This is a genomic window from Cellulomonas sp. (assembly GCF_965229465.1).
In the GTDB taxonomy this organism is placed as follows: Bacteria; Actinomycetota; Actinomycetes; order Actinomycetales; family Cellulomonadaceae; genus Cellulomonas.
The window spans coordinates 2151000-2172224 of sequence record NZ_OZ245882.1 but is presented as its reverse complement, the minus strand read 5'-3'; the positions used below and the strand labels follow the sequence as shown (position 1 = coordinate 2172224).

At 72.3% G+C, this 21225-nt stretch carries 19 protein-coding genes; 10 read left to right on the top strand and 9 right to left on the bottom strand.

From position 1 onward, the window contains the following. Positions 1–3: 3 nt before the first annotated feature. The 4 genes from ACO06A_RS10475 to ACO06A_RS10460 all read right to left on the bottom strand — a co-directional run bounded on the left by ACO06A_RS10475 (position 4) and on the right by ACO06A_RS10460 (position 3494). Positions 4–576: a GNAT family N-acetyltransferase gene (locus ACO06A_RS10475; RefSeq protein ID WP_421735941.1), complete on the bottom strand. Its 573-nt coding sequence runs from the start codon at positions 574–576 to the stop codon at positions 4–6. Between the two features lie 40 nt (positions 577–616). Further along, on the bottom strand, positions 617–1126 hold the full coding sequence (locus ACO06A_RS10470) for an amino-acid N-acetyltransferase (protein WP_421735940.1): 510 nt from the start codon (positions 1124–1126) through the stop codon (positions 617–619). 42 nt (positions 1127–1168) lie between these two features. Further along, positions 1169–2692, bottom strand: a complete 1524-nt coding sequence (locus ACO06A_RS10465; RefSeq protein WP_421735939.1) for a sodium:solute symporter family protein — start codon at positions 2690–2692, stop codon at positions 1169–1171. Between the two features lie 160 nt (positions 2693–2852). Continuing rightward, the gene (locus ACO06A_RS10460; protein WP_421735938.1) at positions 2853–3494 is read right to left on the bottom strand and encodes a TetR/AcrR family transcriptional regulator; all 642 of its coding nucleotides are present in this window, start codon (positions 3492–3494) and stop codon (positions 2853–2855) included. Between the two features lie 111 nt (positions 3495–3605). Here ACO06A_RS10460 and ACO06A_RS10455 point away from each other — a divergent pair, with 111 nt between their 5' ends. Genes ACO06A_RS10455 through uca form a run of 3 tightly spaced genes read left to right on the top strand, consistent with a single transcriptional unit; the run spans position 3606 to position 8628 of the window. Continuing rightward, entirely contained in the window at positions 3606–4451 is an 846-nt protein-coding gene (locus ACO06A_RS10455) for an urea amidolyase associated protein UAAP1 (RefSeq protein ID WP_421735937.1), read from the top strand. Continuing rightward, the gene (locus ACO06A_RS10450) at positions 4448–5050 is read left to right on the top strand and encodes an urea amidolyase associated protein UAAP2 (RefSeq protein WP_421735936.1); all 603 of its coding nucleotides are present in this window, start codon (positions 4448–4450) and stop codon (positions 5048–5050) included. The genes ACO06A_RS10455 and ACO06A_RS10450 overlap by 4 nt, the downstream gene beginning before the upstream one ends. Beyond that, the gene (gene uca / locus ACO06A_RS10445; protein ID WP_421735935.1) at positions 5047–8628 is read left to right on the top strand and encodes an urea carboxylase; all 3582 of its coding nucleotides are present in this window, start codon (positions 5047–5049) and stop codon (positions 8626–8628) included. The genes ACO06A_RS10450 and uca overlap by 4 nt, the downstream gene beginning before the upstream one ends. Before the next feature lie 2 nt (positions 8629–8630). Here uca and ACO06A_RS10440 read toward each other — a convergent pair whose 3' ends face one another. Genes ACO06A_RS10440 through ACO06A_RS10430 form a run of 3 tightly spaced genes read right to left on the bottom strand, consistent with a single transcriptional unit; the run spans position 8631 to position 10231 of the window. Further along, positions 8631–8978 carry a type II toxin-antitoxin system PemK/MazF family toxin gene (locus ACO06A_RS10440; protein ID WP_421735934.1) on the bottom strand — a complete coding sequence of 116 codons (348 nt, stop codon included), beginning with the start codon at positions 8976–8978 and terminating at the stop codon, positions 8631–8633. Next, on the bottom strand, positions 8975–9202 hold the full coding sequence (locus ACO06A_RS10435; RefSeq protein WP_421735933.1) for a ribbon-helix-helix domain-containing protein: 228 nt from the start codon (positions 9200–9202) through the stop codon (positions 8975–8977). Before ACO06A_RS10435 ends, ACO06A_RS10440 begins: the two co-directional genes overlap by 4 nt. A 39-nt stretch (positions 9203–9241) precedes the next feature. Further along, the gene (locus tag ACO06A_RS10430) at positions 9242–10231 is read right to left on the bottom strand and encodes a sugar-binding transcriptional regulator (protein ID WP_175347271.1); all 990 of its coding nucleotides are present in this window, start codon (positions 10229–10231) and stop codon (positions 9242–9244) included. Positions 10232–10387: 156 nt separating this feature from the next. Here ACO06A_RS10430 and ACO06A_RS10425 point away from each other — a divergent pair, with 156 nt between their 5' ends. The 3 genes from ACO06A_RS10425 to glpK all read left to right on the top strand — a co-directional run bounded on the left by ACO06A_RS10425 (position 10388) and on the right by glpK (position 14610). Continuing rightward, entirely contained in the window at positions 10388–12196 is a 1809-nt protein-coding gene (locus tag ACO06A_RS10425; RefSeq protein WP_421735932.1) for an FAD-dependent oxidoreductase, read from the top strand. Positions 12197–12269: 73 nt separating this feature from the next. Beyond that, positions 12270–12995, top strand: coding sequence for an MIP/aquaporin family protein (locus ACO06A_RS10420; protein WP_421735931.1), 726 nt, complete (start codon positions 12270–12272; stop codon positions 12993–12995). A gap of 91 nt (positions 12996–13086) precedes the next feature. Further along, the gene (gene glpK / locus ACO06A_RS10415; RefSeq protein WP_421735930.1) at positions 13087–14610 is read left to right on the top strand and encodes a glycerol kinase GlpK; all 1524 of its coding nucleotides are present in this window, start codon (positions 13087–13089) and stop codon (positions 14608–14610) included. Between the two features lie 56 nt (positions 14611–14666). Here the strand turns inward: glpK and ACO06A_RS10410 are convergent, their stop codons facing one another. Next, positions 14667–16961 carry an MMPL family transporter gene (locus ACO06A_RS10410; RefSeq protein ID WP_421735929.1) on the bottom strand — a complete coding sequence of 765 codons (2295 nt, stop codon included), beginning with the start codon at positions 16959–16961 and terminating at the stop codon, positions 14667–14669. 70 nt (positions 16962–17031) lie between these two features. Here ACO06A_RS10410 and ACO06A_RS10405 point away from each other — a divergent pair, with 70 nt between their 5' ends. Then, entirely contained in the window at positions 17032–17622 is a 591-nt protein-coding gene (locus tag ACO06A_RS10405; RefSeq protein WP_421735928.1) for a TetR/AcrR family transcriptional regulator, read from the top strand. Positions 17623–17652: 30 nt separating this feature from the next. On the opposite strand, the gene ACO06A_RS10400 is transcribed toward ACO06A_RS10405, so the two are convergent. Further along, positions 17653–18408, bottom strand: coding sequence for an SDR family oxidoreductase (locus tag ACO06A_RS10400; protein ID WP_421735927.1), 756 nt, complete (start codon positions 18406–18408; stop codon positions 17653–17655). 125 nt (positions 18409–18533) lie between these two features. Between ACO06A_RS10400 and ACO06A_RS10395 the strand changes: the two genes are divergently transcribed. The 3 genes from ACO06A_RS10395 (at position 18534) to ACO06A_RS10385 (ending at position 21224) form a co-directional block, all read left to right on the top strand. Further along, positions 18534–19325, top strand: coding sequence for an exodeoxyribonuclease III (locus ACO06A_RS10395; protein WP_421735926.1), 792 nt, complete (start codon positions 18534–18536; stop codon positions 19323–19325). 52 nt (positions 19326–19377) lie between these two features. After that, a complete protein-coding gene (locus ACO06A_RS10390) occupies positions 19378–20556 on the top strand; it encodes a DUF4190 domain-containing protein (protein ID WP_421735925.1) in 1179 nt (392 codons plus the stop codon). Between the two features lie 71 nt (positions 20557–20627). Then, positions 20628–21224, top strand: a complete 597-nt coding sequence (locus ACO06A_RS10385; RefSeq protein WP_421736048.1) for a DUF4190 domain-containing protein — start codon at positions 20628–20630, stop codon at positions 21222–21224. Position 21225: the final 1 nt, after the last annotated feature.

Here is a 21225-nt window from a genome sequence, read left to right as displayed (position 1 = left end):
GCCCTACCGCTGGTCCCGCTGCTTCCACCGTGCCTCGGTGATCTCGTACCGGAATCCACCGAGCTCGGAGCCCTCGACCATCAGCATGTCCTCGGGAGTGTCGAGCTTCTCCGCGACGGTCATGTCGACCTTCTCCATCACCTTCTGCGAGGCACGGTTCAGGAACATCGTCGCGCCCCAGACCACGCGCACGTCGAGCTCCGAGAACGCCTTGTCCACCAGGGCACGCGACCCCTCGGTGGCGTACCCCTTGCCCCACGCGTCCTGGCGCAGCCGGTACCCGAGCTCGACCTCGTCCGTCGGACCACCCGGCTCGGGGCGCAGGCAGAACCAGCCGACGAACGCGCCGGTGTCCTTCTCGAACGCCGCGAACACCCCGAACTTCCCGTCCCACCGCTCGTAGCCCCGCAGGAGGCTCGGCAGGTCGCGCTCGCGGACGAGCTCGGGCGGGGTCGGCTCGCCTCCGCTGAGGTAGCGCATCACCTCGGGGTCGCTGTCCAGCTCGATCAGCAGGTCGGCCTCGTCGGCGGTGAAGGGGCGCATGGACAGGCGCTCGGTCGCCAGGTAGGTGGTCACGCCCTGAGCGTGCCCGACGCGGACCGTGCCGCCCACCGATTTACAGCTCGATGAGCATCCGGGTGTTGCCGAGCGTGTTCGGCTTCACGCGCGCGAGGTCGAGGAACTCGGCGACGCCGTCGTCGTGCGACCGCAGCAGCTCGAGGTAGACGTCGGGGGTGACCGGGGTGCCCTCGATGACGTGGAACCCGTGGGACTCGAAGAACGCGACCTCGAACGTCAGGCAGAAGACGCGGCGCAGTCCCAGCTCCCGGGCGCGGTCCAGCAGGGCGTCGAGCAGCGCGTGGCCGACGCCGGTCCCGCGGAACGTGCGGTCGGCGGCGAGCGTGCGGATCTCCGCGAGGTCCTGCCACATCACGTGCAGCGCACCGCAGCCGATGACTGCTCCCTCGTCGGCCCCGTCCTCCTCGGCGACCAGGAACTCCTGCACCGACTCGTAGTACCCGACCCACTCCTTGGCCAGCAGGATGCGCTCGGCGGCGTACGGCTCCACGAGCGCGCGGATGGCACGGACGTCGGCGGGCAGGGCGGGGCGGACACGGAAGGACACCGGGACAACCTAGCCGCGGGGCGGGCGCCCACGCGGAGCGGCTCACACGGCGGGCTCGGGCTCCGCCCCCCGCGGTGCCGGGACGGTCTCGTCGGGCATCCCGTCCGCGATGGCCCAGGCCTCTTCGGTCACGGTACGCGGCCAGAGCGCGGCGGCGACCAGGTACGCGAGGAGCGAGGCACCGAAGCCCCAGAACGTCGGCCAGCCGTCGAACGAGGCGTCGATGAGGTCGTTCGGGATGTACCAGACGTCGTTGGGCACCCCGTAGACGGTGGGCGTCAGGACGAAGAGCACCAGCCGGACGCCGACGCCGACCACCAGCGCGGCGACGGCCGCACGGGTGCCGCCACGCTTCCAGAACAGCCCGAGGATGAACGGCACCAGCAGCCCGGCGAGCATGAGGTCGAACGCGAGCGTCAGCAGGATGCCGGTCTGGGCCACCTTGAGCGCCACCGAGACGCCGAGCACGACGATCGGGATCATCGCGACGCGGGTCCACAGCAGCAGCGGGTCGCGGACGCCCTCCTCCTTCACGGAGACCACGCGGCGGACGCCGACGATGTTCCGGACGGCTACGGCGGAGGTCGCGAGGATGGCCCCCGACGCGGTCGAGAAGGACGCCGCGACGATCCCGGACAGGACCAGCACGGTCAGGCCGGCGGGTGCGTAGTCGTCGAGGAGCTGGAACAGGATCGGCCCGGCGTCCGTCGTGAGACCGAGCACCGACGACGCCGACAGGGCGACCATGGCGAACGCGACGCCGATGATCGCGGTGCCTGCCGCGCCGGTGAAGCAGGACTTCTGCGCGGTCTCGGGGTTCCGGGCCGCGAAGATCCGCTGCATGAAGTCGATGGCCACGATGTCCCCGATGCCGAGCGCGACGAGCGTGGCCCAGTTGATCGGCGCCCCCGCGCTGGTCTGCGTGAGCTGCTCGACGTCGAACGGCCCCATCCCGTCGGCCACCTCGAAGCCATAGGTCGCGCCGAACCAGACGACCAGGCTGACCGTGGCGGCGATGGTGATGACGATCTGGATGGCGGCCGTGTACGCGTCGGAGAACATGCCCCCGCCGATCGTGTAGACGAGCACCAGGGCGACCGCGACGAGCACCCCGACGGTGTAGTCGAGGCCCAGGAACCGCTCCAGCAGGAACCCGCAGGCCACCAGGTTGCCGGCCATGAGGATGGCGAACGCGAAGATCATGAACACCGACGACGCCACCTCGACCCCGCGCCCGTAGCGCAGCCGGTAGAAGTCGGCGAGCGTGAACAGCTTCATCCGGTTCATCGGCTTGGCCAGGAACAGGCCGGTCAGCAGCAGGCAGATGGCCAGCCCGATCGCCAGGGACGCCCCGGCCCAGAACCCGAACGACGCCGACAGGTCGGTGTTGCCGACCGTGGCGTTCGAGTCGACCGCGGCGGCCATCAGGGAGGCCGCCACCAGGGGGACGCCCAGGCGCCGGCCGGCGACGAGGTAGTTGGCGCTGTCCCCGTCGACCTTGCGGGCGACGACGATGCCGACGAGGACGACGGCGAGGACGGAGATTCCGACTCCGGCGATGATCATGGGGGCTCCGGGGGGCGAGGGGGGATCGACCGACCGCCGGCCCGGAGTTTCTGTCGGCCGACAGGATCATTGACCACCCGGCCTGTGTCGGATCCGCTGCACGCACGAAACGCTTGTGTTAATTCGGCGTCCGCAGCACTCGCGTGACGCGCGCGAGGGCTCAGACGCCCAGCGACACCGGCAGCGTGCGGGCAGCGGCGATCTCGGCCGGCGTGCAGCCGACCAACCGCAGCACTCCGTCGGCCACCGCGTCCTGCACGGCGGCGACATCGAGGTCCGGGGTGTCGCGCCGACGCAGGATCACCGACTCCACCAGCCCGAGAACGAGCTCCCCGCGGTCGTCGGCGTCGTCGGACGCGGTCGCCGCGAGCTCGCTGTACCGGGCGCGCAGCCGCGAGCGCAGGGCGTGGAACTCCGCGAACTGCTCGCCGGCCACCTCGGGCAGCACGTACAGGACGCCGAGGTTCACGGGTCCGGCGCTGAGCAGGCCGACGTCCGCGTGCGCGAGCGCCCACAGGCGGGCGGCGGCGGGCTCGGCACCGGCGACGAGGGCGTCGGCGAGGTCCAGCGACGGGCGGACGGTGCCGAGCAGGAGCTCGAGGAGGATCGCGTCCTTGCCGGCTAAGTGGTGGTAGATCGAGGCCTGGCGGACCCCGGCTGCGTCGGCGATCGCGCGGGTGCTGGTGGACGTGAAGCCGACCGTGCAGAACAGGGCGGCGGCGGCGTCGAGCACGTCGCGACGGGTGTCGCGCTCACCGTCAGGGTCGCCGCTCGCGCGCGGTCGACCGGGTCTGCGTGCCATGGCGAGCCGACGCTACCACCGGCCCGTAACAGGAGGTTTACCTCGCGGAGACCGGCCGGGAACCTCCGCACACCAGCCTGTTTCTGTCAGTCGACAGAAATCGAGGACGCGATGACCGCCACCACCACCGGGACCACGGCCGGCGCCCGGGAGCACGCCCGCGCGCAGGAGGCGGCCGCCGCCGGCACGGTCCCCACCCTTCCGGTCCGCCCCGCGCGCGACTGGCCAACGCCGCCCAGCGAGGTCGACCCGGCCACGCTCGTGCACGCCGAGGTCGTCGCGGGCGGCGGGTACACGCACCTCGCGGTCGCCCGCGGCACGCTCGTCCGCCTCACCGACCTCGCCGGCGATGCCTGCGCCCACCTGCTGGCCTACCGGTCGGACCGACCGTGGGAGCGGCTGAACGTCGCCGACACTGTCAAGGTCCAGTGGCAGGTCTACCTGACCGCCGGCCACCTGCTGCTCAGCGACCAGGGACGCGTGCTGGCGAGCATCGTCGGTGACACGTCGGCCCACCAGGACGCCCTCTACGGCACGTCGTCGAGGGCACGGAACGAGGAGCGCTACGGCGACGGCAGCGCGCAGGGTCCGACGCCGGCCGGCCGCGAGCTGTTCGCGCTGGCGGCGGCCAAGCACGACCTCGCGCGCCGCGACCTGCCGCCGAGCATCTCGTTCTTCCAGGGGGTCCGGATCGACGACGACGGCCGCCCGGTGTTCGAGGGCTCCGCGGGGCCGGGCGCCTCGCTCACGCTGCGGGCCGAGGTGCCGCTGCTGCTGCTCGTCGCCAACACGGCGCACCCGCTGGACCCGCGCGAGTACGTGAGTACCCCGCTGGAGGTCCTGGCCTGGCGCGGGGAGCCGACGACGGACACCGACCCGCTCTGGACCGCCACGCCCGAGGGTCGCCGCGCCTTCGTCAACACGCTCGCCGACCTCACCGCACGGGGGCTCGCATGACCACGCTGCTCGACACCGTCGTCCCCGCCCGCGCCCCCTGGTCCGCCGTGGTGCGCGCGGGCGAGGTGCTCACGATCGTCGACCTGGGCGGCAACCAGGCGGTCGACTTCCTGGTGTTCGACGCCGCCGACACCAGCCTGCGGTACAGCGCGCCCGACACGATCCAGGGGCAGGACTCGGTGTTCCTCACCACGGGCTCGGTCCTGCGCGACTGCGAGTACGGCCCGCTGATGACCGTGGTCGCCGACGAGGTCGGCCGGCACGACACGCTCGGCGGCGCCTGCTCCAAGGAGTCGAACACCCTGCGGTACGGCCACCACACCTGGGCGCAGCCCGCCTGCGTGGAGAACTTCCTGGCCGAAGGAGGCCGGTACGGGCTGGGCAAGCGCGACCTGGTGTCGAACATCAACTGGTACATGAACGTGCCGGTGGACCCGGACGGTGCGCTCGGGATCGTGGACGGCATCTCGGCGCCCGGCCTGTCCCTGTCCCTGCGCGCCGAGCGGGACGTGCTGGTCATGGTCAGCAACTGCCCGCAGATCAACAACCCGTGCAACGGCTTCGACCCGACGCCGGTGCGGATGGTGATCTCGTCTTGACGTTCGACACCCTGCTCGTCGCCAACCGCGGGGAGATCGCCGTCCGGATCCTGCGCACCGCCCGGGCCCTCGGGCTGCGCACGGTCGCGGTCTACTCCGACGCCGACGCGGGTTCCGCCCACGTGCACCTGGCCGACGTGGCGGTCCGCCTCGGCCCCGCGCCCGCGCCGCAGTCGTACCTGCGCGCGGACCTCCTGCTGGAGGCGGCCCTCGCACACGGCGCCGGCGCGATCCACCCCGGGTACGGGTTCCTCAGCGAGAACGCGGCGTTCGCTCGCGCGGTCGAGTCGGCGGGGATCGCGTTCGTGGGTCCGACGCCGGAGCAGCTGGAGCTCTTCGGCTCGAAGCACACCGCCCGCGACGCGGCCCGCGCGGTCGGCATGCCGATGCTCGCGGGCACCGGCCTGCTGGACACGCTGGACGAGGCCGTCGCGGCGGCGTCCGCCATCGGCTACCCCGTCATGCTCAAGGCCACGGCGGGTGGCGGCGGCATCGGCATGCGGGCATGCCACGGCCCCGACCAGCTGGTCGCCGCGTGGGAGGCGGTGCGCCGGACCGCCGGGGCCGCGTTCGGGTCGGCCGGCGTCTACCTGGAGCGGCTCATCACGGCCGCCCGGCACGTCGAGGTGCAGGTGTTCGGCGACGGCGTCGGCCGCGTGGTGACCCTGGGCGACCGCGACTGCTCCCTCCAGCGTCGGCACCAGAAGGTGGTCGAGGAGGCACCCGCCCCGAGGCTCCCCACCCACGTGAGGTCCCAGATCGACGACGCCGCCCGCACGCTCGCCGAGTCGGTGAGCTACCGGTCGGCCGGCACGGTCGAGTTCGTGTACGACGCCGAGCGGCACGAGGCGGCGTTCCTCGAGGTCAACACGCGCCTCCAGGTCGAGCACCCGGTCACGGAGGCGGTGTTCGGCATCGACCTGGTCGCCTGGATGATCCGGCTGGCCCAGGGAGACAGGACCGTCGTCGACGCCCCGCTCCACCCGCGCGGCGCCGCGGTCGAGGCTCGCGTCTACGCGGAGAACCCCGACCGCGACCACCTCCCGAGCGCCGGGACGGTCACCGCGTTCGAGATCCCGGACGGCGTGCGCGTCGACACCTGGATCGAGCCCGGCACGGAGGTCTCCACCCACTACGACCCGCTGCTGGCCAAGGTCGTCACGGCCGGCGCCGACCGCGAGAGCGCCTGGCACGCCCTGGGCGTCGCGCTGGACGACACCCGCCTGACGGGCATCGCGACCAACCTGGGCCTGCTCCGCACGATCGTGCACGCCCCCGACGTGGCCGCCGCCCGGCACCACACCGGCACCCTCGCGAACCTCCGCGACGAGACGCCGCGCCTCGAGGTCCTCCGCCCCGGGCTGCTCACGACGGTGCAGGACTGGCCCGGTCGCACCGGCCTGTGGCACGTCGGCATCCCGCCGTCGGGGCCCATGGACGACCTCTCGTTCCGGCTGGGCAACACCGCGCTCGGCAACCCCGAGGGCGCCCCCGGCCTGGAGTGCACGATGGCCGGCCCGGAGCTCCGGTTCGTCACGGGCGCGACGGTCATGGTCACGGGCGCACCGGCCGCGATCACCCTCGACGACGTCCCCGTCCCCCAGTGGGAGCCGGTCGAGGTCCCGGCGGGCGGCATCCTGGCGATCGGCGCTCCCGCGACCGGCATGCGCACGTACCTGCTGGTCAGGGGTGGTCTGGACGTCCCCCAGGTGCTCGGCTCGGCGGCGACGTTTGACCTCGGCCGCATCGGCGGCGCCACCGGGATGCCGCTGCGGCCGGGCGACCAGCTGGCGATCGCGACACCGACCGGCACGGCGCGCGCGGTCCCCGAGAGCGACCGACCGCTCATCACCGGCACCTGGCACATCGGCGCCCTCGAAGGCCCGCACGCCGCCCCGGAGTTCTTCACGGCTGGCGACGTCGAGGTGTTCTACGCCGCCACCTGGGCGGTCCACTTCAACTCCGCGCGCACGGGCGTCCGCCTCGTCGGCCCCAAGCCCACCTGGGCGCGGCCCGACGGCGGCGAGGCGGGGCTGCACCCGTCGAACATCCACGACACCCCGTACGCGGTCGGCGCGGTCGACTACACCGGCGACCTGCCGATCCTGCTCGGTCCCGACGGCCCGTCGCTCGGCGGGTTCACCTGCCCGGCGACGGTCGCGCTCGGTCAGCTGTGGAAGCTCGGTCAGCTGCGACCCGGCGACACCGTGCGGTTCGTGCCGGTCGACGAGGCCGAGGCGGACGAACTGCGCACGCGCCCGCAAAGAGCCCCTCGGGCGACGAGGAACGCGCACGACGACGGCGGCATCCTCGCCCGCACCGACTCCGACACCGAGGTCACCTACCGCCGAAGCGGCGACGACAACCTGCTGGTCGAGTACGGCGCGATGACCCTGGACCTGGCCTCCCGGATGCGCGTGCACGCCCTGGCGCAGGAGGTGCAGCAGCGCGTCGACCACGACGGGCTGCGCGGCATCGTCGACCTCACGCCCGGCATCCGCTCGCTCCAGCTGCACGTGGACCCTGAGCGCCTCCCCCTGCGCAAGGCGCTCGACCTGGTCCGCGAGATCGAGCACACCCTGCCGGCGACGACCGACCTGGTCGTCCCCAGCCGCACGGTCCACCTGCCGCTCAGCTGGGACGACCCCGCCACGCGCGAGGCCATCGAGCGGTACATGGCCGGCGTCCGCGACGACGCCCCCTGGTGCCCCTGGAACATCGAGTTCATCCGCCGCATCAACGGCCTGTCCTCCGTCGACGACGTCTACCGCACGGTGTTCGACGCGTCCTACCTGGTCATGGGCCTGGGCGACGTGTACCTGGGCGCCCCCGTGGCCACCCCGCTGGACCCGCGGCACCGGCTGGTCACCACCAAGTACAACCCGGCCCGCACGTGGACCCCGCAGAACGCGGTCGGCATCGGCGGCGCCTACCTGTGCATCTACGGGATGGAGGGACCGGGCGGATACCAGTTCGTCGGCCGCACCATCCAGGTCTGGGACACGCACGCCCGGCACCGGCCGTTCGAGCCGGGCACCCCGTGGCTGCTCCGGTTCTTCGACACCATCCGCTGGTACCCGGTGGGTGCCGACGAGCTGCTGGACCTGCGCGCCGACATGGCCGCGGGCCGCCTCGACGTGGCCATCGAGCCAGGCACGTTCTCGATCGCGGAGCACCAGCGGTTCCTGGCGGCCCACGACGCGGAGATCACGTCGTTCCGCGCCCAGCAGGCCAGCGCGTTCGGCGCCGAGCGCGACGCGTGGGCCGCGGCGGGCGAGTTCGACAGGGTGGCCGAGCCCGACGTCCCCGCCCCGACGGCCGACGCCGAGGTCCCCGACGGCTGCGAGGGCGTCGAGGCGCCCTTCGTCGCCACCGTGTTCCGTGTCGACGTCCGCCCCGGCGACGTCGTGGAGCGCGGTCAGCAGCTGCTGGCGCTGGAGGCCATGAAGATGGAGGCGCCGGTGACCGCGACGGTGGGCGGCACGGTGGTCGACATCGTCGTGACCCCGGGCGACCAGGTCCGGCCCGGCCAGGTGCTGGTCATCGTCGAGCCGACGAAGGTGACGACAGCGGCGTAGCGCTACAGGTCGATATGCAGCCGAAGCGCGTCGTCCAGGGCGCGCATCGTCGGCCCGGCGACGCTGCCGATCTGCCGGACGAACCGGCGGACGTCGATGCTGCGCACCTGCTCCGCCTGTGCCTTCGAGTCACGGTCGAGCCCACTCTCACGAGCGGTGACGAGGACCTGGAAGGCGAGGACGCGTGCCGTGTTGCTGGTGAGCGGCACGACGGTGACTACTCCGTGCCCGGCCGCGAACGCGCGTGCCGCCGAGACTGTGTGGCCGACGATCACGACGGGACGTACTTTGTTCGCCTCCGCACCGCGTGCTGGCTCGAGGTCGACGAGCCAGATCTCGCCTCGGCTCATCGGCTGACTGACAGCCCGTCGCCTGCGGCGGCATCCCACACCTCGGCCTCGCCGGACTCATCCCACTCGGCGAACGCCAACGTGTAGTGATCGCTGAGGGCCCGCTCGCGCAGCAGTTGCAGTGCGTCGCGCAGCGCCGACGAGCGCGTCGCGCCGGCGTGATTCCTGACGTAGTCGTCCAAGAGGTCGATGTCCCCTTCGGACAGGCTCACGCTGAGTTTCATCCCACGGATGCTACCCGCGGTAGCACCACCGTGCCTACCTCACACCCGCGCGCGGACCCGCCGCGGGTGGGGCGGCTCCGCCGCATCGAGCAGTCCCGTGGCGGTGATCTCGTCGACCACCAGGTCCGTCACCACGCCGGCGCGCAGGGCGGCCAGGAGCGGTGCCACCTTGTTGTCGCCGGCCACCACGCAGACCCGTCGCGGGATCCGCTGGAGCTCGACGGGGGTCGGGCCGGTGGCGCGCTCGTTGAGGTGCACGTCCTGCCAGGACCCGTCGGCGCGCAGGAACACGGTGCACACGTCGCCGACGACACCCTCGTCGTGCAGGTTCTTCACGTCGGCGTCGTCGAGGTAGCCCGCCGAGTACACGTGCGACGGCACCGCGCCCGCGACCGCCCCGACCGAGAACACGGCGATGTCCGCGCGGCGCTGCATGTCGAGCACGCGGCGCACGGACCGCTCCCGCCACATGGCCGCCTTGGTGTCCGGGTAGTCGAAGAAGGCGGGCACCGAGAAGTGGTGCACGGCGGCGGCGAACGCGGAGCCGAACGTCGAGATCAGGTCGCTGGCGTACTCGATCCCGCTGGTGCGCATGTTCGCGGCGCCGTTCAGCTGGACCACCGCGGAGCCCCGCGTCGGCTTCGGGGCCAGGTACCGGGACACCGACGCCAGGGTGGTCCCCCAGGCGACGCCGAGCACCATGTCGGAGTCGAACCAGGAGGACAGCAGGCGGGCCGCGGTGATGGACACCTGGTCCAGGCGCTCGATGTGGCTGGCGGAGTCGGGCACCGGGACCACGTAGGTGTCGATCCCGAACGTCGCGGCGATCGTCCGACCGAGGCCCGGTGCACGCGTGCTCGCGGGCCGGAGCGTGATCTCGACCAGCCCGGACTGCCGGGCGCGCTTGATGAGCCGGGACACCGTGGACCGCGAGGTGCCGAGGTGGCGGGCGATGACCTCCATCTTGATGTCCTGGAGGTAGTACATGGACGCGGCCCGCAGCACGTCCTGCTCGCGTTCGACGTACATGGGGACCCCCTCCCGGCTCACAGCCGATTGTGCACGTATGTGCACCGCGGTTGCGCGTTCGTTCGCCTCATGACGACGATAGCGAGCACGCCCGTCACGGGCGAGTGGGAACCGAGCAGAGCACGAGCGACAACAGAACCACCGGGGGTACCACGGATGAGGACGGCGCCGCTGACGGCCCAGGCACGACAGGACGCACTCGACGCCATGCGCGGGAGTGCCGAACGCGGGAGCGAGCTCGACGTCCTCGTGATCGGTGGCGGCGTCACCGGCGCGGGGATCGCGCTCGACGCGGTGAGTCGTGGCCTGTCCACCGCGATCGTGGAGGCGCAGGACTGGGCGAGCGGCACGTCGAGCCGGTCCAGCAAGCTGGTGCACGGCGGTCTGCGCTACCTGCAGATGCTCGACTTCCACCTGGTGCGCGAGGCGCTCACCGAGCGTGACCTGCTGATCAACCGCCTGGCGCCGCACCTGGTCAAGCCGGTGAGCTTCCTGTACCCGCTGGAGAACCGCATCTGGGAGCGGGCCTACGTCGGCGCCGGCGTCGCCCTCTACGACACGCTGGCCTCGGTCACCGGCTCCCGCCGCGCCCTCCCGATCCACCGGCACCTGACCCGCAAGGGCATGGAGCGGCTGTTCCCCGACCTGCGGCACGACGCCGCGATCGGCGCGGTCCGCTACTGGGACGCCAGCGTGGACGACGCCCGCCTCGTCGAGACCCTGGTGCGCACGGCCGTCAGCTACGGCGCGCACGCCGCGTCCCGCACGCAGGTGCTCGACCTGCAGACCACCACCGGCGGAGCGGTCACCGGCGCCGAGGTGGTGGACCTGGAGACGGGCGAGCACATCGACGTCCGCGCACGGGCGGTCATCAACGCGACCGGCGTGTGGACGGAGCAGACCGAGGCGCTCGCGGGGGCCGAGGGCGGTCTGCGGGTGCTGGCCAGCAAGGGCGTGCACATCGTCGTGCCCCGCAGCCGGATCTCCGGCGACACCGGGCTGATCCTGCAGACCGAGAAGTCGGTCCTGTTCATCATCCCGTGGTCGCGGTACTGGGTCATCGGCACCACGGACACCCCGTGGGAGCAGGAGCTGCTGCACCCCGTGGCGACGAGCGCGGACATCGACTACGTCATCGAGCACGCCAACGCGGTCCTGTCCCGGCCCATCACGCGCGAGGACATCATCGGCACCTGGGCGGGCCTGCGTCCGCTGCTCCAGCCGCAGGTCAAGGCGGGCACCAGCTCCGCCAAGGTGTCCCGCGAGCACACGGTCGCCTCCCCCGCCCCGGGGCTCACGGTCATCGCCGGCGGCAAGCTCACCACCTACCGCGTGATGGCCAAGGACGCGGTCGACTTCGCCATCGGCAGCCGCGCGACGAGCCTGCCGTCCATCACGCACGACCTCCCGCTGGTCGGCGCCGAGGGGCTCCAGGTGTTCCAGCGGCAGGCCCGCGCCATCAGCCAGAAGTACGGCTGGAGCCGCCCGCGCATGGACCACCTGCTGCACCGGTACGGCTCCCTGCTGGGCGAGCTCATCGACCTCGTCGACGCCGACCCGACGCTCGCCGAGCCGCTGGAGCACGCCGACGCGTACATCCGGGCGGAGATCGTCTACGCGGTCAGCCACGAGGGTGCGCTGCACCTCGACGACGTCCTCATGCACCGCACGCGGCTCAACTACGAGCAGGCGGACAAGGGCGTCGGCGCCCTGGAGGAGATCGGCGACCTGGTGGCCCCGATCCTCGGCTGGGACGCGCACACCCGCAGCCAGGAGATCGAGGCGTACCGCGCGCGGGCCGAGGCCGAGGACGCCGCCGCTCTGGAGCTGGACGACGCCGAGGCCGAGAAGGTGCGGCTCCGGGCAGCCGACGTCTCGCCGATGATCGGTGACGCATCGGTGAACGCCGGCACCAAGCCGGGATCCCCCGCCGGGAAGGGGTCCTCCGGACCGGTCGGGACCTGAAACTCCCCGCGGCCATCCGCGGGGTGCACGTGACAACGACGTCCGTCAGAAAGGGTCGACAGTGGACTTCACAATGGGAGATGCCTTCGTCTCGGAGGTGATGGGCACCGGGATGCTGATCCTCCTCGGTGCCGGCGTCGTCGCGAACGTCATCCTGCCGAAGAACAAGGGTTTCGACGGCGGCTGGCTCCTCATCAACTTCGGATGGGGCCTCGCGGTGTTCGCGGGTGTGTACGTCGCGTACAAGTCGGGGGCGCACCTCAACCCCGCTGTGACGATGGGGATCTGGACCAGCGGCGCCGACGAGTTCGCCCCCGGCATCCCGGTCACGGCCGCGAACGGGTTCCTGTACGTGGTCGCCCAGATGACCGGCGCGGCACTCGGTGCCGGCGTCGCGTTCCTCGCCTACAAGAAGCACTTCGACGAGGACGCGGACGCGGGCGTCAAGCTGGCCGTCTTCTCCACCGGCCCGGCCATCCGCTCGTACGCGTGGAACTTCATCACCGAGGTCATCGCCACGTTCGTCCTCGTGTTCGTCATCCTCGCGTTCGGCAAGACGCCGGCCCAGATCGGCCCCCTGGCCGTGGCGCTCCTGGTGGTCGGCATCGGCGCCAGCCTCGGTGGCCCCACCGGGTACGCCATCAACCCCGCACGTGACCTCGGGCCCCGCATCGCCCACATGCTCCTGCCCATCAAGGGCAAGGGCTCGAGCGACTGGGCCTACTCCTGGGTGCCGGTCCTCGGCCCCCTCGTCGGTGGCGCCATCGGTGGCCTCGTGGCCGCCGCGTACATCGTCTGACGTCCCGACAGCCGTCCCCGTCCGGGCGGCGTCCACCAGCGCCGGTGGACGTCGTCCGGGCAGCCCCTGAACCACCGGAGGAAACCTCACCATGCCCGACACCAAGTACGTCCTCGCCATCGACCAGGGCACCACGAGCACCCGAGCGATCGTCTTCGACCACTCCGGCCAGATCGTCGAGTCCGGCCAGATCGAGCACGAGCAGATCTTCCCGCGCGCCGGGTGGGTCGAGCACAACGCCGAGGAGATCTGGAAGAACACCCGCGAGGTCGTCGGCCTCGCGCTCACCCGCGCCAACCTGACCTACCGTGACCTCGCCGCGGTCGGAATCACCAACCAGCGCGAGACCGCCGTGGTCTGGGACCGGACCACCGGCAAGCCCGTGTACAACGCGATCGTCTGGCAGGACACCCGCACGCAGAAGATCGCCGAGGAGCTGGGCGCGCTGGGGGGCGGCGCCGACCGGTACAAGGCGAAGGTCGGCCTGCCGCTGGCCACCTACTTCTCCGGCCCGAAGATCAAGTGGATCCTCGACAACGTCGACGGTGCCCGGGCCAAGGCGGAGGCCGGTGACCTGGCGTTCGGCAACACCGACTCGTGGGTGCTGTGGAACATGACCGGCGGCGTGGACGGCGGCGTGCACGTCACCGACCCGACCAACGCGTCCCGCACCATGCTCATGGACCTCGCGACGCTCTCGTGGGACGCCGACATCGCGGCCGACATGGGGATCCCCCTGTCGATGCTCCCCGAGATCAAGTCGTCGTCCGAGGTCTACGGGACGGGCCGCGAGGGCGGCATGGTCCCGGGCGTGCCGATCGCCGGCATCCTCGGTGACCAGCAGGCGGCCACGTTCGGTCAGGCGTGCTTCGAGGTCGGCATGGCCAAGAACACCTACGGCACCGGCAACTTCATGCTCATCAACACGGGCACCGAGCCGATCCCGTCGAAGAACGGCCTGCTGACCACGGTCTGCTACAAGATCGGCGACCAGCCGACCGTCTACGCGCTCGAGGGCTCGATCGCCGTGAGCGGCTCGCTCGTCCAGTGGCTGCGCGACAACCTCGGGATCATCTCGTCGGCACCCGAGATCGAGGAGCTGGCCAAGACCGTCGACGACAACGGTGGCGCCTACTTCGTGCCGGCGTTCTCGGGCCTGTTCGCGCCGTACTGGCGGTCCGACGCCCGCGGCGCCCTCGTCGGGCTCACGCGGTACGTCAACAAGGGGCACATCGCCCGGGCCGCGCTCGAGGCGACGGCGTTCCAGACCCGCGAGGTCCTGGACGCCATGAATGCCGACTCGGGTGTCGACCTGACCGAGCTCAAGGTCGACGGCGGCATGGTCCAGGACGAGCTGCTCATGCAGTTCCAGGCGGACATCCTCGGCGTCCCCGTGGTCCGGCCGAAGGTCGCCGAGACCACCGCACTCGGTGCGGCCTACGCGGCCGGCATCGCCGTCGGGTTCTGGAACGGCGAGCAGGACGTCATCGACAACTGGGCCGAGGACAAGCGCTGGGAGCCGACGATGGACGCGGACGAGCGCGCCCGGCAGTACCGGCTCTGGAAGAAGGCGGTCACCAAGACGTTCGACTGGGTCGACGACGACGTGAGCTGACCTGTGCACGATGGGGGCCGGGGTGGCAGGTTCCCCCGGCCTTCGTCGTGCCCGGGCTACTCGGCCGCGTGCACGCCGTGCGCCGTGTGCGCACCGTGGTGGGCGTCTCCGGGCACCTCGTCCACCGGCGCCGCCGCCGTGTGCGCACCGCGCTCCAGGGCCGCGCCCTCGATGTCGACGTTCGGGATGATCCGGTCGAGCCAGAGCGGGATCCACCACGCCGACCTGCCCAGCAGGGTCATGGCCGCCGGGATCATGGTCATCCGGACCACCAGCGCGTCGAACAGGATGCCGATGGCCAGCGCGAACGCGATCGGGCTGATCTGCGCGGACCCGCTGAACACGAAGCTGGAGAACACCGAGATCATGATGAGCGCGGCCGCCAGCACCACGCGCGCGCCGTGCGCGAACCCGATGCGGACCGACGTGACCGGGTCGGCGCCGTGCACGTGCTCCTCACGCATCCGGGAGACCAGGAACACCTGGTAGTCCATCGCCAGCCCGAACAGCACGCCCACCAGCAGGATCGGCAGGAAGCTGAGCAGCGGGCCGGCCGAGTCGACGTTGAAGATGCCCGACAGCCAGCCCCACTGGAACACGGCCGTCGTGGCGCCGAACGCGGCGGCGATGGTCAGCAGGAAGCCGAGCACCGCGGTGACCGGGACCAGCAGGGACCGGAACGCGACGAGCAGCAGGACGATCGCAAGGCCGACGACGATGAGCAGGAACAACGGGAACGCGTCGGCCAGCTTCTCGGTGATGTCGATGTTCGCGGCGGCGGCGCCGGTCACCCACAGGTCGGTGCCGGTGGCGGACTCCAGGTCCGGGCGGGCGTCGCGGATGGCGTGCACCAGGTCCGCGGTCTCCTGCGAGTTGGGTGCACCGGTGGGGATGACGACGACGAGCGCGGCGTCGGCGCCCTCCGCGGCCGTCGCACCGGGCGCCGCGACGGGGGCGGCGTAGGCGACGTCGGGGAGCTCCGAGACCGTCGCGACCACGGCGCCGACCGCGTCGGCCAGGGCAGTCGGGTCCTCTGCCGCGTCGACGAGCACGACGAGCGGGCCGTTGAACCCGGGGCCGAAGCCCTCGGCCAGCATCTCGAACGCCCGGCGGTCCCCGGAGCCCTCGGGCTCGCGGCCGGCGTCGGGCAGGCCCAGGCGCAGGCTCAGCGCCGGGATGGCGATGGTGAGCAGCACGGCGGCGGCCACGACGAGCGTGATGATCGGGTGCGTGGTGACGAACGCGCCCCAGCGGTTGCGCGCCTCGCGCGAGTGCTCGGCCTGCCGCATCGCCCTGCCGCGCGGACGCAGCCGCTCGCCGGCGAAGCCCATGATCGCGGGCAGCAGGGTGAGGGCGACCGCCACCGCGATGACGACCGTGGCCGCCGCCGCGAGGCCCATCGCGGCCAGGAACGGGATGCCTGTGACGGTCAGGGCCGCGAGCGCGATGACGACGGTGGTGCCGGCGAACCCGACCGCGCTGCCCGCGGTCCCGACGGCGTGCCCGGCCGACGTCTCCGGGTCCATGCCGTCGGCCAGCTGCTGGCGGTGCCGGGAGAGCAGGAAGAGGGCGTAGTCGATACCGACCGCCAGCCCGAGCATGAGCGCGAGGGTCAGGGTCGACGACGACACCTCGGTGATGCCGGACAGGGACAGCACGCCTGCGACACCGATGCCGACGCCCAGCAGCGCGGTGAGGATCGGCATCCCGGCAGCCAGCAGGGAGCCGAACGTCACGACGAGCACCACGAGCGCGACGACCAGGCCGATGGCCTCGGTGGGACCGGCCAGCTCCAGGGGTGCGGTGAACGGGCCACCCGACAGGGCGACCTCGTAGCCGTCGGCCTCGAGCGCGGCCGCGGCATCCTCGAGCACGTCCGTGGTCGCCGCCGGGACGTCCTCCATGCCGACGCTGAACTGCACGTCGACGTACATCACGCTGCCGTCCGGGGCGACCGCCTGGCCTGCGACCGGGTCGGACACCGCGGCGACGTCCTGAGCCTGGGCGACCGGGCCGATCGCGGTCAGCACGTCCTGGATCCCCGTGCCCTCGAGGAACGACTCCCCCTCCGGCGCGGCCACGACCACGCGGGCGCTGGACGGCTCGTCGGCCTCCTGCGCCTGCGAGGAGCTGCTGGAGCCCACGCCCGCGGCCTGGTCGCCCAGGCGCTCGGCGACGAGCGCCTGCGCCCGGTCGGACTCCGTGCCGGGGATCGAGAACGAGTTCGAGAGGTTGAGCCCCGACGACACCGCGCCGAACGCGGCTGCGGCGAGCACCAGCAGCCACACGCCGAGCACGATCCAGCGGTGGCGGTAGCTTCCCCGGCCCAGACGGTCCAGCACGCGTGCCATGTTCACTCCTTGGTCGACGATGCAGGATACCCGACACATGTTGGTTATCGCCGGTGGCATCATGTGACGCGTGACGATCCAGGACGACGGCGCCCGGGTGGATCCACGAGTGCTGCGGACACGTCGGCTGCTCCAGGATGCACTGCTCTCGCTCGCACGGGAACGGAGCCTGGACGAGATCTCGGTGGCCGACGTCGCCGACCGGGCCCCCGTGAACCGCAGCACCTTCTACCAGCACTACCCCGACACGGACACGCTGCTGGCCGACGCCCTGGACGCGCAGGCGGCGCTCGTCGGCGCCGACCTCACCGATATCCACCCCGGCACGGGCACCGGCGGGGCGCCCGAGGTCCTGGTCCGGTACGCCACGCACGTCGCCGAGAACGTGGGCCTGTACCGCAGCGCGCTGGGCGAGCACGGCTCCCCCGTCGCCGTCGCCCGGTTGCGCCGACGCATCGGGGCGCTCGCGCTCGAGGGGCTCGAGCTGCACGGTGCGCCGCCCGCGCTGGCGGCCCTGCCGCTGCCGATCGCCGCGGCGGCACTGGCCGGATCGGTCATCGGCGTGCTCGTGGCGTGGCTCGAGCGCGACCCCCTGCCGCCGGCGCAGGACGTCGCCTCCTGGGCATGGTCGGCCGTCAGCGGCTGGCCCGCGCAGGACTGACCCGCAGCGTCGGCACGGTCGCGCCGGGGCTCAGGTGAAGTACGCGCCGCCGTTGACGTCGAGGACCGTGCCGGTCACGAAGGCGGCGCCGTCCGAGGCCAGGTAGAGGACCGCCTCGGCGACGTCGTCGGGTGCTCCCGCCCGGCTCAGCGGCGAGGCGCTGATGGCGGCGCGCTGGGCCGGTTCCGGGGTGTGGGTGGCGTGCAGCGGCGTGCCGGCGACGAAGCCTGGCGCGACCACGTTGACCGTGATCCTGCGCGATCCCAGCTCCCGCGCGAGCGCCCGGCTGAACCCCTCGAGCGCCGCCTTGGCCGTCGTGTACGCGACCATGCCCGTGCCGCCGCCGCTGCTGGCAGCCTGCGCGCCGATCGTGATGATCCGGCCGCCGTCGGGCATGACCGCGAGCGCGGCGCGGCTGGCGTAGAACGCCGACGAGAGGTTGAGGTCGAGCACCCCGTGCCAGTGGGCGTCGTCCATGGCGGGCACCGCGCGCCGCTCGACGGGGCCGCCGACGTTGTTGACCAGGATGTCGATGCCGCCGCCGAGGAGGGAGGCCGCGTCGCTGACCGCCTTGTCGACGTCCCAGCTGCGCCGCAGGTCCACCTGGAAGGACGCGCCCGTACGGCCGAGGTCCTTGATCTCCGCCACCACCGCGGTGGCGTCGTGGGAGAGGTGCGTGATCGCCACGTCGGCCCCCGCCCGGGCCAGGGCGAGCGCGGTCGCGCGCCCGATCCCCGAGGCACCGCCGGTGACGAGCGCGCGACGGCCCGTGAGCACGTCCTCCACCTCGGTGACCTCCTGTGGCTGGTGTTGAGCGCACCGTACGGGGTCGGTTCGTCCCGCTCAACACCCGCTTGTCCGAATCGTCCGGTTGGCTCAACGGTGGGTGGCGCCGGGTAGCGTCCTGCCCCATGCGCCTGGCCACCTGGAACATCAACTCGATCCGCGCCCGCACCGACCGTGCGCTGGCCTTCCTCGAGCGGACGGGGGTCGACGTCCTGGCTCTCCAGGAGACCAAGTGCAAGGACGAGCAGTTCCCCCGCGAGGGCTTCGAGGCGCTGGGCTACGAGGTGGCGACCGCAGGCTTCAGCCAGTGGAACGGCGTCGCCCTGATCTCCAAGGTCGGCATCGAGGACGTCGAGGTCGGCTTCCCCGGGATGCCCACGTGGGGTGACCCCGCGGCGGCGGAGGCCCGGGCGATCGGTGCGACCTGCGGCGGCGTGCGGGTGTGGAGCCTCTACGTGCCCAACGGCCGGGAGCTCGAGGACCCGCACTACGCGTACAAGCTCGACTGGCTGGGCCGGCTGCGGGACGCCGCGCAGGGCTGGCTGGCCGCCGACGCGCAGGCCCAGGTCGCCCTCGTCGGCGACTGGAACATCGCGCCGCTGGACACCGACGTGTGGGACATCGGCGTCTTCGCCGGACGCACGCACGTGTCCCCGGCGGAGCGTGACGCGTTCACAGCCATCGCCGAGGCCGGGTACACCGAGGTGTCGCGCGTCCACCAGCCGGCCGAGCACACCTACACCTACTGGGACTACCAGCAGCTCCGGTTCCCCCGGAACGAGGGCATGCGCATCGATCTCACGTACGCGACGCCCGCGCTGGCCGCCCGCGTGACCGGGGTGAGCATCGAGCGCAACGAACGCAAGGGCAAGGCGCCGTCCGACCACGTGCCGGTCGTGCTCGAGATCGCCGGGTGATGTCGGTGGCAACCGCGGCCGTCGAGGGGCCCCCTTGGGCTAGGTTGCGCGCATGAGCAACGAGCCTGGGGGGCCGGCTCCGGTTCCCGACCCCTACGCCGCACCGGACCCTGCACCCACGTCCCCCGAGCCGCCCAGCGGATACGGGTCCGTGCCGCCGAGCGGGTACGAGGCCGTGCGCACCCCTGTGGGCGAGACCACGCAGCCCCTCCCCTACGGCGGGACCCCCGCGGCACCGTCCCCGTACGGGGCACCGGCGTCGACCCCGTACGGCCAGCAGCCCGGCACCGCCGAGCCCACGCCCGGGTACGGAGCACCGCAGTACGGGGCACCCGCGCCGCAGTACGGGGCACCCCAGTACGGGGCGCCCGCGCCGCAGTACGGAGCACCCCAGTACGGGGCACCGGGCTACCAGCAGGCACCTCCTCCGTACGGGGCTCCGCCTTACGGGGCGCAGCCGTACGGCTACGGGCAGCAGTACGTCACGCCGCCCACCGAGGGCCTGGCGATCGCGTCGTTCGTCACCAGCACCGTCGGCCTCCTCTTCCTCGGCGGCCTCTCCGGCCCGGTCGGGCTCGGGCTGGGCATCGCCGCGCTCCGGCGCATCGCGGTCTCCGGCAAGGCGGGGCGCGGGTGGGCCATCGCGGGCATCGTCATCGGCGCGGTCGGCATCCTGTGGCTGCTCGCGATCATCGCGTACATCGTGTTCATCGTCGCGCTCATCGGCGGCTCCGCCGGCTCGTCCGGCTTCTGGGAGCAGGTCCAGGAGGGCATCGAGGAGGGCAGCGAGCAGGGCTCCGACGACGGCAGCACCGACACCGATGCGCAGCTCCCGGACTACACCCTGCGCACCGACCTCACCGCCGGCTCGTGCCTCACCACGTACTCGTGGGAGTACGACATGGCTGACACCGAGCCCGTCGACTGCGCCGTGCCGCACGAGGCCGAGGTGGTCGGGCTGATCACGATGACCGCGCCCGTGAGCATGGACAGCACCGACACGTTCGACTCGGCGTACAACGACGCCTGGGACGAGTGCGACCAGCTGACCGAGGGCCTCCTGCCCGACTACTTCTCGAACGGCAGCATCGAGCTGTACTACCCGCACCCCGACGACTTCGCCGCCGGCTCCACGTCCGCGTACTGCGTGTACTACGGCGACGAGCCCGGCATGACGGGGTCGGCCACCGCGGGCACGCTCCAGCCGGCCGCTGCGGGGACGTCGTCCTGAGCGGTCCCGTCGACCAGTACGCCTACCCGGAACCGCACTACGCCCCCGGGTGGACACCTCCGCGTCCGCGGCTGGAACCGTCGGCCGTCTGGTCGCTGGTCACCGGCCTGCTCGGGCTCGGGCCGGTCGCGCTCGTGCTCGCGGTCATCGCGCTGCGCCGGATCGCGTCGCGGCACACGCGAGGTCGAGGTCTCGCGATCGCCGGGGCGGTCCTCGGCGTCCTCGGCACGGTGGCCCTGGCCGTCGGGGTGACCGTCGCGGTGCTCACCGCGCTGGCCACGCGACCACTGCCCCTGGACGTGCCCGCAGCTCGCGACGCCCGGGCCCAGCAGCTGGTCACGGGCAACTGCCTCGCGGCGCTCCCGGCTGACGGCCCGGTCGGCACGGTCCGCGTGGTCCCCTGCGCGGAGCCGCACGAGGCCCAGGTGGTCAGCGAGTTCTCGTTCGCGGCGAACGCGGTCTGGCCGGGGCAGCAGGCGGCGGACGCCCGGGTCGCCCGTGCCTGCGTGCTGGAGGACGCCGAGGTCGTCGCCGGGGTGCGGACCGTGACCTGGTCGCCGACCGAGCGTTCCTGGGCGGACGGCGACCGGGTCGGGCTGTGCCTGGCGGTCGTCGACGGCGGAGGCGTGACGGGCTCGTTCCTCGACGGTTCGGCCGACCTCCCCTGAC

Bases quoted from the DNA above. Each gene is read 5' to 3' on its own strand.
- ACO06A_RS10465 (WP_421735939.1), bottom strand. From the start codon at position 2,692: ATGATCATCGCCGGAGTCGGAATCTCCGTCCTCGCCGTCGTCCTCGTC.
- ACO06A_RS10460 (WP_421735938.1), bottom strand. From the start codon at position 3,494: ATGGCACGCAGACCCGGTCGACCGCGCGCGAGCGGCGACCCTGACGGT.
- ACO06A_RS10455 (WP_421735937.1), top strand. From the start codon at position 3,606: ATGACCGCCACCACCACCGGGACCACGGCCGGCGCCCGGGAGCACGCC.
- ACO06A_RS10450 (WP_421735936.1), top strand. From the start codon at position 4,448: ATGACCACGCTGCTCGACACCGTCGTCCCCGCCCGCGCCCCCTGGTCC.
- ACO06A_RS10440 (WP_421735934.1), bottom strand. From the start codon at position 8,978: ATGAGCCGAGGCGAGATCTGGCTCGTCGACCTCGAGCCAGCACGCGGT.
- ACO06A_RS10435 (WP_421735933.1), bottom strand. From the start codon at position 9,202: ATGAAACTCAGCGTGAGCCTGTCCGAAGGGGACATCGACCTCTTGGAC.
- ACO06A_RS10430 (WP_175347271.1), bottom strand. From the start codon at position 10,231: ATGTACGTCGAACGCGAGCAGGACGTGCTGCGGGCCGCGTCCATGTAC.
- ACO06A_RS10425 (WP_421735932.1), top strand. From the start codon at position 10,388: ATGAGGACGGCGCCGCTGACGGCCCAGGCACGACAGGACGCACTCGAC.
- ACO06A_RS10420 (WP_421735931.1), top strand. From the start codon at position 12,270: ATGGGAGATGCCTTCGTCTCGGAGGTGATGGGCACCGGGATGCTGATC.
- glpK (WP_421735930.1), top strand. From the start codon at position 13,087: ATGCCCGACACCAAGTACGTCCTCGCCATCGACCAGGGCACCACGAGC.
- ACO06A_RS10410 (WP_421735929.1), bottom strand. From the start codon at position 16,961: ATGGCACGCGTGCTGGACCGTCTGGGCCGGGGAAGCTACCGCCACCGC.
- ACO06A_RS10395 (WP_421735926.1), top strand. From the start codon at position 18,534: ATGCGCCTGGCCACCTGGAACATCAACTCGATCCGCGCCCGCACCGAC.
- ACO06A_RS10390 (WP_421735925.1), top strand. From the start codon at position 19,378: ATGAGCAACGAGCCTGGGGGGCCGGCTCCGGTTCCCGACCCCTACGCC.